This window comes from Burkholderia sp. Bmkn7, from assembly GCF_041103175.1.
Taxonomy (GTDB): Bacteria; Pseudomonadota; Gammaproteobacteria; order Burkholderiales; family Burkholderiaceae; genus Burkholderia; species Burkholderia cepacia.
In genome coordinates, this window is the sequence record NZ_JBGCUH010000001.1 from 792,303 (window position 1) to 810,086 (window position 17,784).

Annotated in this window: 15 protein-coding genes; 2 read left to right on the plus strand and 13 right to left on the minus strand. The window is 70.1% G+C overall.

Annotation, left to right across the window (positions count from 1 at the left end; all coding sequences use genetic code 11):
• Positions 1-140: 140 nt before the first annotated feature.
• From AB3K92_RS03480 to AB3K92_RS03530, 11 genes are all read right to left on the minus strand, one after another.
• Entirely contained in the window at positions 141-1,769 is a 1,629-nt protein-coding gene (locus AB3K92_RS03480; RefSeq protein ID WP_369464443.1) for an efflux transporter outer membrane subunit, read from the minus strand.
• 1 nt (position 1,770) lies between these two features.
• Positions 1,771-3,363, minus strand: a complete 1,593-nt coding sequence (locus AB3K92_RS03485) for a DHA2 family efflux MFS transporter permease subunit (protein WP_060156584.1) — start codon at positions 3,361-3,363, stop codon at positions 1,771-1,773.
• A gap of 100 nt (positions 3,364-3,463) precedes the next feature.
• Positions 3,464-4,840, minus strand: coding sequence for an HlyD family secretion protein (locus AB3K92_RS03490; RefSeq protein WP_369464444.1), 1,377 nt, complete (start codon positions 4,838-4,840; stop codon positions 3,464-3,466).
• 138 nt (positions 4,841-4,978) lie between these two features.
• Complete coding sequence (locus tag AB3K92_RS03495) at positions 4,979-5,461, minus strand: DUF1641 domain-containing protein (protein WP_059492735.1); 483 nt, start codon at positions 5,459-5,461, stop codon at positions 4,979-4,981.
• Positions 5,462-5,573: 112 nt separating this feature from the next.
• On the minus strand, positions 5,574-6,050 hold the full coding sequence (locus AB3K92_RS03500) for a BON domain-containing protein (RefSeq protein WP_059492961.1): 477 nt from the start codon (positions 6,048-6,050) through the stop codon (positions 5,574-5,576).
• A gap of 222 nt (positions 6,051-6,272) precedes the next feature.
• Positions 6,273-6,785 carry a low affinity iron permease family protein gene (locus AB3K92_RS03505; protein WP_059485836.1) on the minus strand — a complete coding sequence of 171 codons (513 nt, stop codon included), beginning with the start codon at positions 6,783-6,785 and terminating at the stop codon, positions 6,273-6,275.
• A gap of 133 nt (positions 6,786-6,918) precedes the next feature.
• Complete coding sequence (locus tag AB3K92_RS03510) at positions 6,919-7,302, minus strand: DUF305 domain-containing protein (RefSeq protein ID WP_059492734.1); 384 nt, start codon at positions 7,300-7,302, stop codon at positions 6,919-6,921.
• 88 nt (positions 7,303-7,390) lie between these two features.
• The gene (locus tag AB3K92_RS03515; RefSeq protein ID WP_369464445.1) at positions 7,391-9,061 is read right to left on the minus strand and encodes a GMC family oxidoreductase; all 1,671 of its coding nucleotides are present in this window, start codon (positions 9,059-9,061) and stop codon (positions 7,391-7,393) included.
• Positions 9,051-9,716, minus strand: coding sequence for a gluconate 2-dehydrogenase subunit 3 family protein (locus AB3K92_RS03520; protein ID WP_369464446.1), 666 nt, complete (start codon positions 9,714-9,716; stop codon positions 9,051-9,053). The genes AB3K92_RS03515 and AB3K92_RS03520 overlap by 11 nt, the downstream gene beginning before the upstream one ends.
• Complete coding sequence (locus AB3K92_RS03525) at positions 9,713-10,564, minus strand: hypothetical protein (RefSeq protein ID WP_059555705.1); 852 nt, start codon at positions 10,562-10,564, stop codon at positions 9,713-9,715. Before AB3K92_RS03525 ends, AB3K92_RS03520 begins: the two co-directional genes overlap by 4 nt.
• A gap of 22 nt (positions 10,565-10,586) precedes the next feature.
• Positions 10,587-11,687 (minus strand): enolase C-terminal domain-like protein, encoded by a 1,101-nt coding sequence (locus AB3K92_RS03530; RefSeq protein WP_369464447.1) that lies wholly within the window; start codon positions 11,685-11,687, stop codon positions 10,587-10,589.
• Positions 11,688-11,817: 130 nt separating this feature from the next.
• On the opposite strand from AB3K92_RS03530, the gene AB3K92_RS03535 reads away from it, so the two are divergent.
• A complete protein-coding gene (locus tag AB3K92_RS03535; protein WP_369464448.1) occupies positions 11,818-13,635 on the plus strand; it encodes a thiamine pyrophosphate-requiring protein in 1,818 nt (605 codons plus the stop codon).
• A 40-nt stretch (positions 13,636-13,675) separates the two neighbouring features.
• Here AB3K92_RS03535 and AB3K92_RS03540 read toward each other — a convergent pair whose 3' ends face one another.
• Both AB3K92_RS03540 and AB3K92_RS03545 read right to left on the minus strand, forming a co-directional pair.
• Entirely contained in the window at positions 13,676-15,454 is a 1,779-nt protein-coding gene (locus AB3K92_RS03540) for a glycoside hydrolase family 15 protein (RefSeq protein WP_369464636.1), read from the minus strand.
• 5 nt (positions 15,455-15,459) lie between these two features.
• On the minus strand, positions 15,460-16,443 hold the full coding sequence (locus AB3K92_RS03545; protein WP_369464449.1) for an SDR family oxidoreductase: 984 nt from the start codon (positions 16,441-16,443) through the stop codon (positions 15,460-15,462).
• Between the two features lie 312 nt (positions 16,444-16,755).
• Here AB3K92_RS03545 and coxB point away from each other — a divergent pair, with 312 nt between their 5' ends.
• Positions 16,756-17,781 carry a cytochrome c oxidase subunit II gene (gene coxB / locus AB3K92_RS03550; RefSeq protein WP_369464450.1) on the plus strand — a complete coding sequence of 342 codons (1,026 nt, stop codon included), beginning with the start codon at positions 16,756-16,758 and terminating at the stop codon, positions 17,779-17,781.
• Positions 17,782-17,784 lie beyond the last annotated feature (3 nt).

Below are 17,784 nucleotides of genomic sequence, written 5' to 3' on the forward strand. Positions count from 1 at the left end.
TCTGCACCGTATCATCCGCGTCGCTTCTGCGACGACGCGGTACCGACATCATGGTGACCGCGTCTGACGAACGACTCGTCAGGACCATCCGCTCCGACGGTCATCCGGCCGACAGGCACGGTAACGCCGCGCGCTTGCCGCTATCGCCCGGACGCCGTGTCCCTGCCCAAAGCCGCGGCCGTGCTGGCCGGCCATCCTCCACCCAGCGCCTTGTACAACGCGACGAGATCGGTCGTGGTCTGCAATGCGCCCTGCTCCGCCTGCTGGCGCCCCTCCGACCACTGTCGCTCGGCGTCGAGCACGTCGAGGAACGGCGACAATCCCTTGCGGTAACGGTCGCGTGCCAGTTCGAGCGCGCCCTGTTCGGCCTTCGCCGCATCGTCGAGCGCGGTCGCGCGCGCCTGGTCGGTGCGATACGCGGCCAGCGCGTTGTCGACGTCGCGCAGCGCAACCAGCACGGCTTGCCGGTAAGCCAGGGCCGCTTCGGCCTGGCGCGCTTGCGACAGCCGCAGGTTCGACACGAGCGCACCACCGGAAAATACCGGCAGCGACACGGCAGGCCCGAACGCATAAAACAGATGCGACCAGTGAGCAAGTTCACGCACGTGCGAAGCGCGCAGGCCCACCTGCCCGGTCAACGAGATGTCCGGATAGAACTGCGCGACCGCGACGCCGACATCGGCGGTGGCCGCATGCAGGTCGGCCTCCGCGCGGCGAATATCGGGGCGTCGCCGCGCCAGCGTCGACGGCAGGCCGACCGGCACGGTCGGCGGCACGCCCGGCAACGCCCGCGGGGCGGCCAGCCAGTCGTCGAGCGCGCCAGGCGCACCGCCGACGAGGTACGCGAGACCATTGCGCAGCAGCACGATCTGCTGGTCGAATTGCGGCAACTGCGCGCGAATCTGTGCGAGCCGCGCGTCGGCACTGCGCACGTCGAGATCGCTCGCCAGCCCGTGCGCTGCCCGCTCGCGCGTGAGATCGAGCAGGTCGTGCTGCGCACGTTGCAGGTCGTCGGCAAGCGCGCGCTGTGCCTCGGCGCCGCGCAGTTGCAGATAGGTCTGCGCGACTTCGGCCTCGAGCGACAGCAGCGCGTCGTCGCGGCTCGCGATCGCTGAACGCGCCTGCGCATCGGCCGATTCGACCGAGCGGCGCACGCGCCCGAACAGGTCGAGTTCCCACGATGCGTCGAATCCGGCCTGCCACAGGTTGACCGGCGCCTCGAGGGCATCGAGCGCGTCTTGCGCACCTCGCCGCGCGCTCGCGCCGGTACCCGGCCCGAACCGGTCGAGCGGCGAGCCCGGTGCGCCGAGCTGGTCGACGCGGCGGTCGATGCCCTGCTCCTCGACGATGCCTTTCAGGCCGAGCTGTTCACGCTGATAGCTCGCGTTCGCGCGCACGTCGGGCAAACCCTGCGCAGCGGCCGCGCGAACCTGCGCCCGCGCCTGTGCGATACGCAGCACGGCAGCCTGCACGCCGAGATTGTCTTGTGCCGCGCGCTCGACGAGCCTGTCGAGCAGCGGATCGCCGAACGCCTGCCACCAGCGCGGATCAGGATCGACGTCGGTCACGGGCGACGACCGCATGGCGGTGTCCGGGGCCGCCTGCGCATCGGCATGCATCGCATGCCAGGTGTCCGGCATGTCGGCGTGCGGCGGCTTGTAATCGGGGCCGACGGTACAACCCGATAACGTTGCGCATGCAACCAGTGCAATCGCCGTGCCGCGCACGAGGCACTCCCGGCGGCTACGATCGTGTCGGCGCATGCGCATCTCAATGCCCTCCCGCACCGCGCGCCGCTTTCACCGGCGAGAACAGGAACGTCAACGGAATGCTGAACGCGCAGAACACCGCGAGCAACGCGAACACGTCGATATAGGCGAGGATCGTCGCCTGCAGCACGAAGGTTTCATACAGCCGCCCGGTGGCCGTTTGCAGCGCGACCGACGGCGGTCCGCCGGTCAGCTCGCCGATCGCGCGCGCGTTGTCCTGCAGCGCGGCCTGGAAGTTCTGCGACAGCGGCGACATGTGCCCGGACAGATGCGCCATCCGCGCCTGGGTACGCTCGCGGATCAGCGCGGTCGATAGCGAAATGCCGATCGAACCCGCGACGTTGCGGAACATCGTGAACAGCGCGGACGCATCGTCGTTGAGCCGTCGCGGCACGGTCAGGTACGCGAGCGTCGTGATCGGCACGAACATGAAGCCAATCGCGAGCGACTGCGCGCACCGGATCATCACGAGATGCCGGTAGTCGATGTCGGGCACCAGCATGCGCGAATAGGCGAGCGCGCCGCACAGCAGCACGAAGCCGGACCCGACGAGATAGCGTGTCTGCACATGCGGCATCAGCCGGCTCACGAACGGAATTTCGAGCGTGATCAGCAGCGCGCCCGGCGACAGCACGAGCCCCGCAAGCGTCGCCGTATAGCCGAGATGTTGCTGCGCGAGTTGCGGCACGATCACCGCGCTGCCGTACAGCACAGCCGCGAACGTCGCGATCGTCACGCAGCCGAGCGCGAAATTGCGATCGCGCAGGCACGACAGGTCGACCACCGGCTTTTTCGCGCGCAACAGCCACAGCGTCGCGCCGACGAGACCCAGTGCCGACAGCACCGCGAATATCCGGATAAGCGGCGAGCCGAACCAGTCCTCGTCCTCGCCGCGGTCGAGCATCACCTGCAGGCAACCGAGCCCGATCGCGATCAGCCCGATGCCGATGTAGTCGACGGAGATCCCGCGTTCGGCGCCGCGCCGCCAGGGCGGGTCCTCGACGAGCTGCATCACCGCGAGCACGGTCAGCGCACCGATCGGCACGTTGAGCAGGAACACCCAGCGCCACGAAAAGTGATCGGTGATCCAGCCGCCGAGCGTCGGCCCGAGCACCGGCGCGACGACGATCGCGACCGCCGAGATCGAGAACGCGCGGTTGCGCTCTTCGGGCGGGAACGTGTCAAGAATGATCGACTGCTGGTTCGGCTGCAGGCCACCGCCGAACAGCCCCTGCAGCACGCGAAACACGATCAGTTCGCCGAGATTGGTCGCCACGCCGCACAGGAACGAGCACACCGTGAAAGCGGCGATGCACAGCACGAAGTAGCGCTTGCGGCCGAGCAGGCGTCCAAGGAAACCCGAGATCGGCAACACGATGCCGTTCGCGACGAGGTACGACGTGAGCGTCCAGGTCGCTTCGTCGTAGCTCGCCGACATCGTGCCCGCGATATGCGGCAGCGCGACGTTGACGATCGTCGTGTCAAGCACTTCCATGAATGCGGCGAGCGTGACGACGATCGCGACGAGCCACGGGTTCGAGGCCGGACGCCATGCGTCGCCCGGCTCACCGTTTCGGTCGGACGGCCGGTTCATCGGCGGAGTCCGCGAAGCGGGAACGGCAAGCGAGTGTCGGGCATCGGAACGCTCCGGTCGGGGCCGGCCGCCGTATGCCGGCGCAACATGCGGCGGCTGTTCATTTCAAATGCACGGTCGGCTCGACCGACAGACCGAGACCGAGCGGCGGACGGTTCGGCAGCGGACCGTCGAGCACGATCTTCACCGGTACGCGCTGCACGATCTTCACGAAATTGCCGGTGGCGTTCTCGGCCGGAAACGCGGAAAAGCGCGCACCGCTGCCGAGCTGAATACTGTCGACGTGGCCGTGCAGGTCGAGGCTGGGATACGCGTCGACGGACACGTCGACGCGATCGCCGACGCGCATCCGTTCCAGCTGCGATTCCTTGAAGTTCGCGGTGATCCATACGCGCGGCGCGACAAGCAGGAAAATCGACGTGCCCGGCTGCAGGAACGAGCCGAGCTGCACATTGCGCCGTGTCACCCACCCGTCCGACGGCGCACGCAATTCGCAGTACGACAGGTTCAACGCGGCGGTATCGAGCTGCGCGCGCGCCTGCAACACTTGCTGGCGCTGCTCCTCGACGGCCGTCTCCGCCTGGCGGATCTGCTGCGGCACGAGGCTCGCGGTGCGCGCCTGCGCCTGAGCCATCGCGACGTTCGCATCGGCGCTCGTGCGTTGCGCGTCGGCAGCGTCGATCGCCTGCTGCGACGTCGCGCGCGCATCGACCGCGCGCTGCCGCTCCTGCGCGGCGAGCGCCTGTCGATAGGCGGCTTCCGCCGATTCGATCTGCGCACGTGCCTGCCGGTACTGGGCTGGATACTGCACGTGCGCGATGTCGAGCTGCACGCGCGCCGCATCGAGCCGGGCCTGCGCGAGGCCGAGCTGCGCCTGCGCTGCGTCGACCTGCGCGCGGTAGTCGCGCGGATCGATCTCGACGAGCACGTCACCGCGTCGCACGAACGTGTTGTCGTCGACCGCGAGCCGTGTCACGTAACCGGACACGTGCGGCGCCACCGCGACCGCGTTGCCGTCGGTGTACGCGTCGTCGGTGCTTTCCTGGTCGCGCGTGGCGAGCCACCAGACCAGGCCCGCGACGAGCAGCACGCACAGCATCGCGCCGAAGACGAGGAGCGGCTTCTTGCCGGGACGTTTGCGTTCGCCTTCGCCGTGGCCGCCGTCTCCATCGCCACCGGTACGTCCGCCGCGATCGTCGTGCGGATGGCCGTCGCCTCCGCCGCCACCCGGGGCATCGGTCGAACGTTCGTCGTCGCGGCGCGGTGCCGGGCCGTCGCCGTTGCCGCCGGGCCGATCGTCGTCGCCCGCACGCGCGACGGCGGCCGGTGCCAGACCGTCACCGTTCCGGCCGGCCGGTTCGCCGGATTTCCCCGTCACGCGCGCCCGGCCCTCACGCCATCCGGAGATCGATGCACGCGACGGCGCGAAGCCGAATCGCTCGGGTATGGACAACGGACACGGAATGGCATCGGGCATCAAATGGCGCTCCTGGCGGCGGCCGCGTACGTCATTGCACGCGCCGGCCGCGTCGCACGTCATCCAGCAAACGTCGGGCCCGGGCGCAGCAGGCGAAGCGCCGGGCCGCCGATACGGCCGAAAAACGCCGGAGCATCGTCACGTACCAGTCGCCTTCCCGCCGGACGCTGTGACGGGCGCCTCCGGATCGCGCGCCAGCCCTTGCGCGAACACCTTCAGGCCCTCGAGCAACGGCGTCAGCGCGTCCCACAGCGCTTCATCGTGCAGCAGCCGGTACGCGCCGCGCACGCCGGGCGCGACATGCTCGTGCTGCGCCGGCTGCCATGCGCCGACGTGATGCAGCGCATCCGCGGCCGCGAACACGGCCTTGCCGAACTGCTCCGGCGGAATGCGCGACAGCGCCATCAACAGCACCGCGAGATTCTGCATCCCGCTCTGCATGCCCGGCTTGTCGAGTGCATCGACGAACGTATCGGCCAGCCGCGCGTTCGCGCCGACGACCTCGCTCGCCAGATGCAGGAATCCATGCCGGTGCAGGCTGCCGAGCAGGTGCTCGAGCGCTTCGTGCGCACCGGGCTCCGCGTGCGGCGGCGTCGAGTCGCCGGACGGACGTTCGATCATCGGCTGTGCTCCAGGTGAGGCGCGCGGCAGCCGCCGCTCGAGCGACGCCGCATGCGCCGAGTTCGTAGTTCGTGCGTTGCGCGGCTCACCGCATCGCCGGCAAACGCCGCTGTCAGCGCGAGTGGCCGGGCGGCACCTTGTACTCGCTGCGCGCGCCCATCGCGTCCTCGACTGTCTCCACGCCATGCAGCGCGGCCACACCGTCGACGACGGTTCGCCGCTCGGCCTCGTCGATCTGCCCGCTGAGCCGCACATGCCCGTGTTCGACGATCGCTTCGACGTCGCGTGGATGGCCGGCCAGCCGGCCGAGTGCCGAACGCACGCGCTCGGCTACCTGGGCGTCGCCTGCATCGCCCGCAAGCCAGTCCGCACGCAGGCCTGCGATCGCGCCCCGCGCATGGTCGGCCACCCGCCTCGCCTGCGCATTCGCATAATCGGTCACGCCGTGCCGGCCCGAGGCCGCCTTGTCGCGCAGGTACGCACGCCGGCGCCGGCCCGATGCCGGATCGAGGAAGTACATCGCGGCCGCGCCGCACGCAACGGCTACCGCAAGATTCAACAACGGGTAAAAAGGAGGTCTGGCGTTCATGGCAGCACCGTAGGCAACCCCCGGAACGACCGGGGTTTCGTCGCGAGGTGCAGCACGTGTCGTTCCCTGTGCGCCCTGCACCCGCCGGAAGACGGCGCGCTGCCATGCGTTCATCGCGCGGATGCCCTGCATGCCGGGGTGCATGGACAGAAATGACAAGCGGTTGAAAAATCGTCCGCGGGTCGCGCCCCGATCGCGCGCAGCCCTGCAGCGTCACGTCCGTCATGATTCCGGCGAAGGTTCGGCCGGTTCGCGGTCGCAATCGGCATCCGGATCGGCGTCCCGGGCGGCTACCCGCTTCGCTTTGTCGAGGTAGGTCTGCGCCATTGCGCGCAACTCTTCCTCCGACGCGTCCTCGATCCCGATCAGCCGGTCGCTCGCCGCGTGCGTGACGGCCACGAGTTCGTCGAGCTTCAGGTGCATCGCGACACTGTCGCGGTTCTGGTTGCGCTGCAGCAGGAACACCATCAGGAATGTGATGATCGTCGTTCCGGTATTGATGACGAGTTGCCATGCGTCCGAGTAGTGGAAGAGCGGGCCGGTGACGAGCCACAGCGCCGTGACGGCGACCGCGCTGCCGAACGCGACCGGCGAGCCGGCCCACACGGTCACGCGCGACGCGAAACGTTCGAACGCGCGCGTGACGGGGTGCCTGACCGTGACCGCCCGGGGATCGGTCGCAGCCTGTCCGTCCGGGCCCGTCCGGACACTGGATGGATCGCTCGATTCACGCATGGCGCCTCCCGGATACAAATGTCGAGATCGGCGCACACGCGGGCCCGCGACACGCAACGGCACGCGGTTCCGTGCCCGCAGGCGGGCGCCGTCCAAAGGCGGAGCAACGTGCGTGCCCGCGCCGCACGGCCGCTCACGGCGCCTTGCCGTGCATCTTTTGCCAGCGCTCCATCAGCGCGATCTCGTCGCGCTGCGCCGCGACGATCCGGCTCGCGAGCTGCCGCAGCGTCGGGTCCTTTCCGTATTTCAACTCGACCTGCGCCATGTCGATCGCGCCCTGATGATGCGGTGCCATGTGGGCGACGAAATCGCGGTCGGCGTCGCCCGTGTACCGTGCGGCCTCCATCGCGTCCATCATTTTTTGGTCGGCGCGCTTGTACGCCTGCGTAGATGAATCGGGCACGCTGGCCGGTTCGGCGGGGCGCAACTGGGCCGCCGCCGGCAGCGCCGACGCGCACGCCGCGAGCACCGCACCGGCGACGCACCGGCGCACGGACAAGCAAAGGAATGCTGGCATGGGGTAAGTCCTCGATAAAGGATTGAAACGGGTCACACGCGATCGCCCCTGTCGTGCTCGAGCATCGCCGAGCGCGTCGGCGCGTGGTTCACCGCCACCGGGCACGCGCAACCGCGTCGCCGCGCGCGACCAGCGTACGGATTCGATCGGCGGTGCGGCACGCGATCGCCTGAATCGTCAGCGACGGATTCACGCCGCCGACGGTCGGAAACACCGAGCCGTCGCACACCCACAGATTCGGAATGTCCCAGCTGCGGCAGTCTGCATCGACGACGCTCGTCGCCGGATCGCTGCCCATCCGCGCGGTCCCGGCGAGATGGCAGGTATCGTCCTCCTCGTGCCAGACGTCGCGTGCGCCGGCCGCTTCGAGCGCGCGCCCCATCTGCGCAAGCGCGTGGCGGATCATCCGCCGGTCGTTGTCGTCGTATGCATAAGTCACGCGCGCGACCGGCAGCCCGAACGCGTCGCGCTCGTCGGCGAGCGTCACGCGGTTGTCCGCGCGCGGCAGCGTCTCGCCGACGATCTTCAGCCCGGCCTGGAAGTTGTAGCGCGCCATCTCGCGCTTCAGCGCATCGCCCCACAACCCGCGCGCGGCCAGCTTTCTCGCCCATTCGATCGGCAGCGGCCCCTGGCTCATCCAGCAGTAGCCGCCGAAGAAATCCTTGCCGTCGTCCGCGTAGTTCCAGTGCTCGGTCAGCGACAGCGACGGCGGCCCCTTGTACCAGCGCACTTCGTCGTCCATCGTCCCCCACGACGCCTGGTTGAGCTGCGCCATCATGAAGCGACCGACGAGGCCCGAGCTGTTCGCGAGCCCCTGCGGATGCCGCCCGGTCGCGGACAGCAGCAGCAAGCGCGGCGTCTCGATCGCGTAGCCGGCGACGACGACGTTGCGCGCGCGCTGGAAACGTATACGCCCGTCGCGGGCGTAGTGCACGCCGGTCACGCGATCCCGTTGCGCTTCGATCCGCAGCACCATCGCGAGATCGCGCACTTCGGCGCCGGCCGCGACGGCGCGCGGAATCCACGTGACGAGCGCACTCTGCTTCGCGTTGGTCGCGCAGCCGGCAATGCAGAAGCCGCGATACACGCACGGGTGCGCGCGACCGCGCGGTGCGGACAGCGTCGCCAGCGGAGTCGGTGTCCAGCCGATGCCGAGGGCGTCCGCGCCGCGCGCGAGCACCAGCGCGGCCGCATTCAGTTCATGCGCGCGATACGGATAGCGCGGGCGGGGCGGTCCCCACGGGTAACGCACGGGCCCGCTGATCTTCAGCGCCTGTTCGACCTCGCCGTAGTAGCGCCACATCTCGCGCCAGTCGAGCGGCCAGTCGACGCCGTAGCCGAGCGCGGTACGCGAGCGAAACCACTCGGGCCGGAAACGCAGCGACACCATCGCGAAATGCACGGTGCTCCCGCCGATCGCACGGCCGCTGTTGTTGGTGCCGAGCGTGAGCGGATCGGCGCCGTCACAGATCCGCTCGTCGGTCCAGAACAGCTTGTGCTGGTGCGTCTCGTCGGACGCGAATTCCTCGAGCGGCCGCCACCACGCGCCTGCATCGAGCGCGACGACCGAGAACCCGTATTCGGCGAGCTTGCACGCGAGCGTGGCGCCGCCCGCGCCGGTGCCGACGATCACGAAGTCGACTTCGTCTTGGTCGCCGAACATGCGCATCGGCGACCAGCCGCCGACGCGCAACGGATCGGGCGCGCGGCCATCGCGGCCGCGCGGCGTCTCGGGAAACGGCGATGTGTCAATGGCCATCGCGGTCGCCCTCGTCCACGCGCGCTTCAGCTTCCCAGGGGTCACGCCGGTTGAATCCCATCCGCACGTAGCCGCGCGGGCTCGCGGGGCCACCGAAGCCGATCTCGTTCCAAGCGAACGGGTGGCTGTAGTACGCACCGCAGATATCCATCAGCACTCGCTTCGCGAAGAACGTACGCGGATCCATGCCACCCCAGACCGGCGCGACGCTTCGATCGATTTCGCCGTGCTGCACCGCATGCAGCAGCACGTCGGCGTCGTTCGCGTCGAGCGAAGCGAACGCGCGGCCGTGCGCATGGTGCGCCATCGCGTCGAGCGCGGCGAGGCCGGTCTGCCAAGCGGCCCGCAGCGGCGGGAGACGCGCATCGCGGTAGCCGTCACCCTCATCAGCCGCGAGTCGCGCGTCGAGCAGTGCCGCCGTCGGGACCACGCCGGCATCGCCCGGCTCCTGCGGCACGATGCGCGCGCACAGCGCATCGAGCGTCGCGAATCGTTCGGCATCCAGATGACGCGGCGCGGCGTCCTCCACCCGCAGCCGCGCATCGATCGCGCGACGCGTTGCGTCGTTCCATGACGGCGTGTCACGTTTGGCAAGGACGTCGTAACCCGCATAGCGCGGCAGCGCGACCGCCGTGCTGCCGCGCACACCGCTCATTGCCCTTCCCCTTCGGCGAGTGCGGTGGCGGCGAGCCCCGCGATCGCGAGTGCGGTGAAGCCCGGCGGCGCCGGCAGCGGCGGGCCGGACAGTACGTTCTGCGCCGCATTGCCCCAACCGCCCATCTGCCGCGCGACGCCGCGCGCATGGAACGCGACGCCGACGGTCCCGAGTACCGCCGTCGCGCGCAGCCACACGCGGCAGAACCGCAAGTCCGCGCTCCGGCGCGACAGCGCGAGCTGCGCGGTCGCGAGCGCGGCAATCGGCGGTACGACGAGCGGCGCGAACATCGCGCGATGCTGGAACGCACCGCGAAAATGCAGCAGCCCGACTTCGCCGAGCGTGCCGACGAGCCCCGCCGCGACCAGCGCGGCCAGTGCGCGCCCGGCCGGCAGGCCGGCGAGCCGTGGCGCCTCGGCCGGACTCGCGCGCAGCCGCTCGCCCGCCGCGCCGAGCGCGCCCGCCAGCAACAGCGCGAATGGCGCGCCGAGCGGTGCGCCGTAGAACAGGTTGTGCCAGCTGAAGCCGCCGGGCCGCTTCGTCACGTTGTACAGGTGGAATGCAGCGCCCGCGACACCCACTGCGGCCGACGCGACGTGCACGGCGTCACGCAGCCGGTGGCGTGCGGGCGTGTCGTCCGCGTGGCCGTGCACGCTCGCGATCACCGACAGCGTCGACATCGCGAGCGGCGCGAGCATCGCGCGATTGTGAAACGTGCCGCGATAGTGTTCGACGCCGCTGTCGGCGAGTACCGAGCCGGCCAGCAGCAGCGCGCTTCGGTTCAGCAGCCGTACGGCGTCGGCCAGCAACCTGTCGCGCTCGGCGACGCGATCTCGGGGGTGTCGCATCGTGCCTCCTTGCGATCGGGATTCAGAGTGCGAAATCGCGCAGGTCGGCCGCGCGCAATTCGAGGCCGAGCCCGGCGCGCGTCGCATCGATTCCGAGCGTGCCGTCGACGAGCACCGGCGCGCCGTCGAACAGCATTCGCTCGATGCGCACGTGATCGTGAAACCACTCCACATGACGCAGGCGCGGCGCTACGCATCCGACATGACGATGCAGCGCGGGCGCGCAATGCGCGGACAGGTCGACGTGATGCGCATCGGCCAACGCGGCCGCGGCGAGAAAACCGCTGATGCCGCCGCAGCGCGTCGCGTCGGCCTGCAGCACATCGACCGCGCGTGCCTCGAGCAGGCGCAGGAAATCGTCCGGCGTGTACGCGTACTCGCCGGCCGCGATGTCGACCCGCGCGCCGACGTGCTCGCGCACGAACCGCAGCCCTGCGACGTCGTCACTGCTGACCGGCTCCTCGAACCAGCGAATGCCGTAATCGGCGGCGGCCTGCGCGAACTCGACGGCGGTGCGCGGCGCATACGCGCCGTTCGCGTCGACGAACAGGTCGACACGCGGCCCGAGCGCGTCGCGTGCCGCGCGCACGCGCGACGGATCGCGCACGTCGTTCGCACCGACCTTGATCTTGCATGCGCGCACGCCTTCGGCACGCCACCCGTCGAGCTGCGCGGCGAGCGTGCGCATATCGTAGGTCGTGAAGCCGCCGCTGCCATACACCGGCACGCGTTCGCGCACGCGGCCCAGCAGCAGCGCGAGCGGCGCGTCGGCGAGTTTCGCCTTCGCATCCCACAGCGCGGCATCGATGGCCGAAATCGCGGTGGCCGCGATGCCGCTACGGCCGATATTGCGCACGGCGCGCCGCATCGCATCGACGGCGGCCGGCACGTCGACCGCCGGCCGGTTGCGCAACACACCGGCCAGCAGCGACGTCACGAGCGGCACGGCGCTCGCGTCCGTATACGTATAACCGAGCCCCGTCACGGGTCCCGCGTCGATCTCGACGACGATGACGGTCGTCGCGGTCCACGCGTAGGTGCCGTCGGCTTCAGGCCGGTCGGTCGGCATGCGGTACGCGCGAGCGCGCACGTCGTCGATCGCCGGTGCGGTGGAAAGTGCCATCGTTGCGCTCCGGTCTGCTTGCAACTTGCTCGCGGACATTCGGTGCAACCGGTGTGCCTGACGCCGGCCGTGCGGCACAGGCCTTGCGCGACGGTCTGCATCGGCTCATTCGGATCCAAGGAGAATCGGCATGGCGACAGTGGCGGATTTCATCGTCGAGCGGCTGTACGACTGGGGCGTGCGCCGCATCTACGGCTACCCGGGCGACGGCATCAACGGCTTCTTCGGCGCGCTGCGCCGCGCGGAAGGCAGGATCGAATTCATCCAGGCACGCCACGAGGAGATGGCGGCCTTCATGGCGTCCGCGCATGCAAAATTTACAGGCGAGCTCGGCGTCTGCGTCGCGACGTCGGGCCCCGGTGCGTCGCACCTCGTGACGGGCCTGTACGACGCGCGGCTCGACCACATGCCGGTGCTCGCGATCGTCGGCCAGCAGGCGCGCGCGGCACTCGGCGGCCACTACCAGCAGGAAGTCGATCTCACCGCGCTGTACAAGGACGTCGCCGGCGCATTCGTGCAGCTTGCAACCGTGCCGGGCCAGGTGCGGCACCTGGTGGACCGCGCCGTGCGCACCGCGCTCGGCGCACGCACGGTCACCGCGCTCGTGCTGCCGAACGACCTGCAGGAACTCGACTATTCGCCGCCGAAACGCGCGCACGGCACCGTGCATTCGGGCATCGGCTACACGGCGCCGAAAGTCGTGCCGTATGCGGACGACCTGCGGCGCGCGGCCGACGTGCTCAACGCGGGCTCGAAAGTCGCGCTAGTGGTCGGCGCCGGCGCGCTGAAGGCGACCGACGAGGTGATCGCAGTGGCCGACCGGCTCGGCGCGGGCGCCGCGAAGGCGCTGCTCGGCAAGGCCGCACTGCCGGACGACCTGCCGTGGGTCACCGGCTCGATCGGGCTGCTCGGCACCAAGCCGAGCTACGACCTGATGACGGAATGCGACACGCTGCTGGTCGTCGGGTCGGGCTTCCCGTATTCGGAGTTTCTGCCGAAGGAAGGCCAGGCGCGCGGCGTGCAGATCGACCTGAAGGCCGACATGCTGAGCCTGCGCTACCCGATGGAAGTCAACCTCGTCGGCGACAGCGCCGAGACGCTGCGCGCGCTGCTGCCGCTGCTGAACGAGCGTCGCGACACCGCATGGCGCGACCGGATCGCGAAATGGAACCGCGACTGGCGCGACACGCTCGCGGCGCGTGCCGCCGCGAAGGCGAGCGCCGGGGGCGGCGTGAATCCGCAGCGCGCGTTCACCGAACTGTCGCCGCGCCTGCCCGACGACGTGATCCTGACGAGCGATTCGGGCTCCTGCGCGAACTGGTACGCGCGCGACCTGATGATACGGCGCGGGATGATGGGGTCGCTGTCCGGCGGGCTCGCGTCGATGGGCGCCGCGGTGCCGTACGCGATCGCCGCGAAGTTCGCGCACCCGGTGCGCCCGGTGATCGCGATGGTCGGCGACGGCGCGATGCAGATGAACAACATGGCCGAGCTGATCACGGTCGCCAAATACTGGCGGCAGTGGCCCGACCCGCGCTGGATCTGCATGGTGCTGAACAACGAGGACCTGAACCAGGTCACGTGGGAACAGCGGGTGATGGAAGGCGACCCGAAGTTCGACGCGTCGCAGCAGATCCCGAACGTGCCGTACTACCGCTTCGCGACGCTGCTCGGCCTGAAGGGCATCTACGTCGACGATCCGGAGCAGCTCGGCGCCGCGTGGGACGAAGCGCTCGCGTCTGACCGGCCCGTCGTGCTCGAGGTGAAGAGCGACCCCGAGGTGCCGCCGCTGCCGCCGCACGTGACGCTGCAGCAGGCGAAGCATTTTGCCGAGACGCTGGTGAAGGGCGATACGCGCGAAACCGGCGTGATCGTCGGAACCGCGCGGCAGGTGCTGTCGGCCGTGCTGCCGGGCCACGGCGGACACGGCGGAAAGGACGGGACGTAACAAAAACACGCGCGTGCGCGGAACGGCGCGACGCGGCGCGTCAGCCGAAGTCGACGTCGTCCCGCCCGTCGCCCCGCAGCGCGAGCGCCGTGTTCACCAGTCCGACCTGCGCGAGCGTGAACGGAAAGTTTCCGCACATGCGCCGCGCCTTCACGTCGTACTCCTCGGACAGCAACCCGACGTCGTTGCGCAGGCCGAGAAGCCGCTCGAACAGCGCGTGCGCGTCGTCGTCGCGCCCCTGCATCCGGTAGACCTGCGCCAGCCAGAACCCGGCGGCGAGAAACGCGCCCTCCTCGCCTTCGCAGCCGTCGGCGAAGCGCGGCGGGCGATAGCGGAACGGCAGACCGTCCTCGATCAGTTCGCGCTCGATCGCGGCAACCGTCGCGACGACGTGCGGGTCGCGCGCGTCGAGCATTCCCGTCAACGGGATCAGCAGCAGGCTGATGTCGAGCCCGTCGCCGTCGAAACGGTCGGTGAAACGGCCCAGTTGCGCGTGGTAACCGTGCTGGAGGACCTCCGCCCGCACCGTATCGGCCCAGCGCCGCCAAACGTCGAACGGCGCATGATGGCCGAATGCGCGCGCGGAGCGATATGCGCTTTCGACCGCGGCCCAGACCATCACCTTCGACGACGTGAACGGATGGCGGCCGCTGCGCACTTCCCAGATCCCCTCGTCCGGCTCGCGCCAGATGGTCGCGAGATGCTCGATCAGCCGCCGCTCGAGCGTCCACGCGTCGTCGTCGGGCGGCAGCCCGTGGCGGCGCGCCTGGTACAGTGCGGCCAGCACCTCGCCGTACACGTCGAGCTGTTGCTGTTCGGCGGCTGCATTGCCGAAGCGCACCGGCCGCGCGCCTTCGTAGCCGGCCAGGTGGGCGGCCTCCCATTCGTCCGCGCGCCGCCCGCCGTCGGCCGCATACAGTACCTGCAGTTGCGACGGATGATCGGCAATCGCGCGCACGAGCCAGTCGCGCCAGCGTGCCGCTTCGTCACGATATCCGCAGCGCACGAGCGCGCGCAGCGTGAAGCTCGCGTCGCGCAGCCAGCAGAACCGGTAATCCCAGTTGCCCGAGCCGCCGAGGCATTCAGGCAACGAACTCGTCGGCGCCGCGACGATCCCGCCCGTGTGCACGCTCGACAACAGCTTCACCGTTATCAGCGCCCGCTCGGTCGCGTCGCGATACGGACCGTCCGGCGCACCGGACGCGGACCACGCACGCCAGAACGCGTGCGTGTCGCGCAGCGATGCGTACGCATCGGGCACGGCCGGCGGCCGGTCGTAGGAACGCGCGTAGCTGATGCAGAAGTCGGCCTGCTCGCCAGCCGCGATGCGTGTCGTGCCGACGAGCCTGTCGCCCCGCACGTCCAGCCGCGCGTCGGTGTCGAGCCACATGGCATCGCCGCCCGTCATCATCCGCCAGCGCCGGCCGAAGCGTCGGCACCACGGTAGCGCGCGGCCGTAGTCGAAACGTACGCCGAGATCGATGTCGAGCGCGACCGTCCCGCGCTCGCCGCGCACGCTGCGGATCAGGCACGGATCGGGCGCCGCCCAGCTCATCCAGTCGATCACGACGACGCAGCCCGATGGCGTGTCGAACGTCGTTTCGAGAATCGCGGTGCCGGGCAGGTAACGACGCCGCGCATGGGTCGAGCCTTCGCGCGGCGCCAGCCGGAAGCGCCCGTTCTCCGGCGTGCCGACGAGCGCGGCAAAGCACGGCGGCGAGTCGAAGTCCGGCCAGCACAGCCAGTCGATGCTGCCGTCGCGTGCGACGAGCGCGGCGCTGCGGCCGTCGCCGACGATTGCGTAATCCTCGATCCGCATCGCGCTCACCGGTTCCATCTGCGGGCCGCGGCGAACGCCGACGCGAGCACCGCGACGGCTGCGCCGAACGCGACGACGCGCGACACGCCGAGCCCGGCGTCGGCGCCGGTGCGACGCGCCTCGGCGCCGAACGCGCCGCGCGTCGCGTGGCGGCCCGGCACGCTTTCCCACAGGTTCGAGACCGGTGGGCCGGCCGGCTCGGCACGTTGCTGGCCGCGCACGGCGGTCTGCGCAAGATAGCGATCGAAGCAGCCGGGCGCGATCCCGTTCGCGACGATCGCCGCGAGCGACGACCAGCCGACCCAGCGCTCGCGGCATGGGTGGCGCGCGGCGCGCACGATCGCGTCGGCCGCGACCTCCGGCGCGTAAACCGGCGCGACGGGACGCGGCGCGTGCGGCAGGACCGATTCGGCCCAGTCGAACTGCGGCGTGTCGATCGCGGGCAACTGCACCATCGTCACGCGCACACGGCTGCGCGCGTGCAGCAGTTCGCAGCGCAGCGCGTCGGTGAAACCGCGAATCGCGTGTTTCGCGCCGCAGTATGGCGCCTGCAACGGAATCGACCGGTACGCGAGCGCCGAGCCCACCTGTACGATCGTGCCGCGATTGCGCGCGCGCATCCGCGACAGCGCCGCCCGCGTGCCATACACGCAGCCCAGATAGGTGACGGCCGTCACGCGCGCATAGTCTTCCGGTGAAATCTCGTCGAACGGTGCGAACACGGTGACCATCGCGTTGTTGATCCAGACGTCGAGCGGGCCGAGTTCGGCCTCGATGCGTTGCGCGGCCGTGTCGAGCGCGGCCGCGTCACTGACGTCGACCGCGATCGGCAGCGCCCGGACGCCATACGCCCGCACTTCGCAAGCGGTGTCGTGTAAAGCGCGCGGATCGCGCGCGAGCAGCGCGACGTTCGCGCCGCGCCGCGCGAATGCATGGGCAGTCGCACGGCCGACACCGGCGCTCGCCCCCGTGATCGCAACGGTCTCCACTTCCGGTCCCTCCTCTGTTGCCAGATCGCCGCCGTGCCGCCACGCTCGCGAACGCACCGCACCGTAATGCGATCGGTGCAGCAAGCGGCATGCCGGGCCGCGTGCCGCCGTTGCGATCCGTGCATCAACCGCGCGGGCACGTCAAACGTCAAGCGTCAAAGCGTGCGCCAAATTTACAACGGTGCGGTAATGCACGGGACGCTGCGCGCGCAACGCGCTCGAAAGCCGTCCGCGCACGGGAATTGCTACGCCACGCACGGGTGTCCGATTGCTGTTCTGTTCTCGCGCCGTCGATCCCGGCAAGGAGCCGCGTTGCCCGTTCCGCTGTCCCTGAAACCGCGCCACGTCGCGTGCATGGCCGTGGCGGCCTGCGCGGTCGCGCCGGCCGCCGCGTGCGCGGCCGCCGAACCGCTGCCGCTCGCGTACGCCGCGCATGCAGCCGGGCCGGCCGCGCAGCCGGTGTTCGTGCTCGGCTGGGCGCTGCTCGGGCTGTGCACGTTCGTGTGCGTCTCGATCGCCGCGCTGCTGCTGCTCGCGGTGTTTCGTCGTCGCCCGGGCGCCGGCAGCCCGGGCAACGGCCTGATGTTCGTGACCGTCGGCAGCGGCGTGTCGATCGTGCTGCTGTTCGCTGCGCTCGTGTACATGCTGTGCGTGCTCGGCGCGGTCGCGTCACCACCCCGTCCGCCCACGCTGACGATCGCCGTGACCGCGCACGACTGGTGGTGGGACGCCCGCTATCCGGCCGGCACGGGCAACGATGCGTTCGTCGTCGCGAACGAACTGCACATCCCGGTAGGCGAGCCCGTCGCGATCGAGCTGAACAGCGCCGACGTGATCCACGCGTTCTGGGTGCCCCAGCTCGCAGGCAAGACGCAGGCGATTCCCGGCCAGACGAACCGGCAATGGCTGCAGGCCGACCGGCCGGGCGTCTATCGCGGGCAGTGCTCGCAGTACTGCGGCGCACAGCACGCGCACATGGCGCTCGAGGTCGTGGCCGAACCGCCCGCCGCGTTTCGCGCGTGGCTGGCCACGCAGCGCCAGCCGGCCCCCGTGCCAGGCAGCGACGCCGAACGGCGCGGCCGGCGCGTGTTCGGTGCGCGCTGTGCGGGCTGCCACGCCGTACGCGGCACCGATGCGACGGGCGATGCGGGCCCCGATCTCACGCACGTCGGCACGCGCCGGCTGCTCGCGGCCGGCACGCTCGACAATACGCCCGACAACCTGCGGCGCTGGATCGCGCATGCGCAGCAGATCAAGCCGCAATCGCTGATGCCGTCGATTGCGCTCGCGCCGCGCGACGCGGACGATCTCGCCGCGTATCTCGCCACGCTGCACTGAACC

What these genes read in the sequence shown, in the direction of transcription:
- AB3K92_RS03505 (WP_059485836.1), bottom strand. Translation starts at nt 6,785, where the DNA reads ATGCGTGAATCGAGCGATCCATCCAGTGTCCGGACGGGCCCGGACGGA.
- AB3K92_RS03515 (WP_369464445.1), bottom strand. Translation starts at nt 9,061, where the DNA reads ATGGCCATTGACACATCGCCGTTTCCCGAGACGCCGCGCGGCCGCGAT.
- AB3K92_RS03535 (WP_369464448.1), top strand. Translation starts at nt 11,818, where the DNA reads ATGGCGACAGTGGCGGATTTCATCGTCGAGCGGCTGTACGACTGGGGC.
- AB3K92_RS03530 (WP_369464447.1), bottom strand. Translation starts at nt 11,687, where the DNA reads ATGGCACTTTCCACCGCACCGGCGATCGACGACGTGCGCGCTCGCGCG.
- AB3K92_RS03480 (WP_369464443.1), bottom strand. Translation starts at nt 1,769, where the DNA reads ATGCGCATGCGCCGACACGATCGTAGCCGCCGGGAGTGCCTCGTGCGC.
- AB3K92_RS03500 (WP_059492961.1), bottom strand. Translation starts at nt 6,050, where the DNA reads ATGAACGCCAGACCTCCTTTTTACCCGTTGTTGAATCTTGCGGTAGCC.
- AB3K92_RS03525 (WP_059555705.1), bottom strand. Translation starts at nt 10,564, where the DNA reads ATGCGACACCCCCGAGATCGCGTCGCCGAGCGCGACAGGTTGCTGGCC.
- AB3K92_RS03490 (WP_369464444.1), bottom strand. Translation starts at nt 4,840, where the DNA reads ATGCCCGATGCCATTCCGTGTCCGTTGTCCATACCCGAGCGATTCGGC.
- AB3K92_RS03495 (WP_059492735.1), bottom strand. Translation starts at nt 5,461, where the DNA reads ATGATCGAACGTCCGTCCGGCGACTCGACGCCGCCGCACGCGGAGCCC.
- AB3K92_RS03510 (WP_059492734.1), bottom strand. Translation starts at nt 7,302, where the DNA reads ATGCCAGCATTCCTTTGCTTGTCCGTGCGCCGGTGCGTCGCCGGTGCG.
- AB3K92_RS03540 (WP_369464636.1), bottom strand. Translation starts at nt 15,454, where the DNA reads ATGCGGATCGAGGATTACGCAATCGTCGGCGACGGCCGCAGCGCCGCG.
- AB3K92_RS03520 (WP_369464446.1), bottom strand. Translation starts at nt 9,716, where the DNA reads ATGAGCGGTGTGCGCGGCAGCACGGCGGTCGCGCTGCCGCGCTATGCG.
- AB3K92_RS03485 (WP_060156584.1), bottom strand. Translation starts at nt 3,363, where the DNA reads ATGAACCGGCCGTCCGACCGAAACGGTGAGCCGGGCGACGCATGGCGT.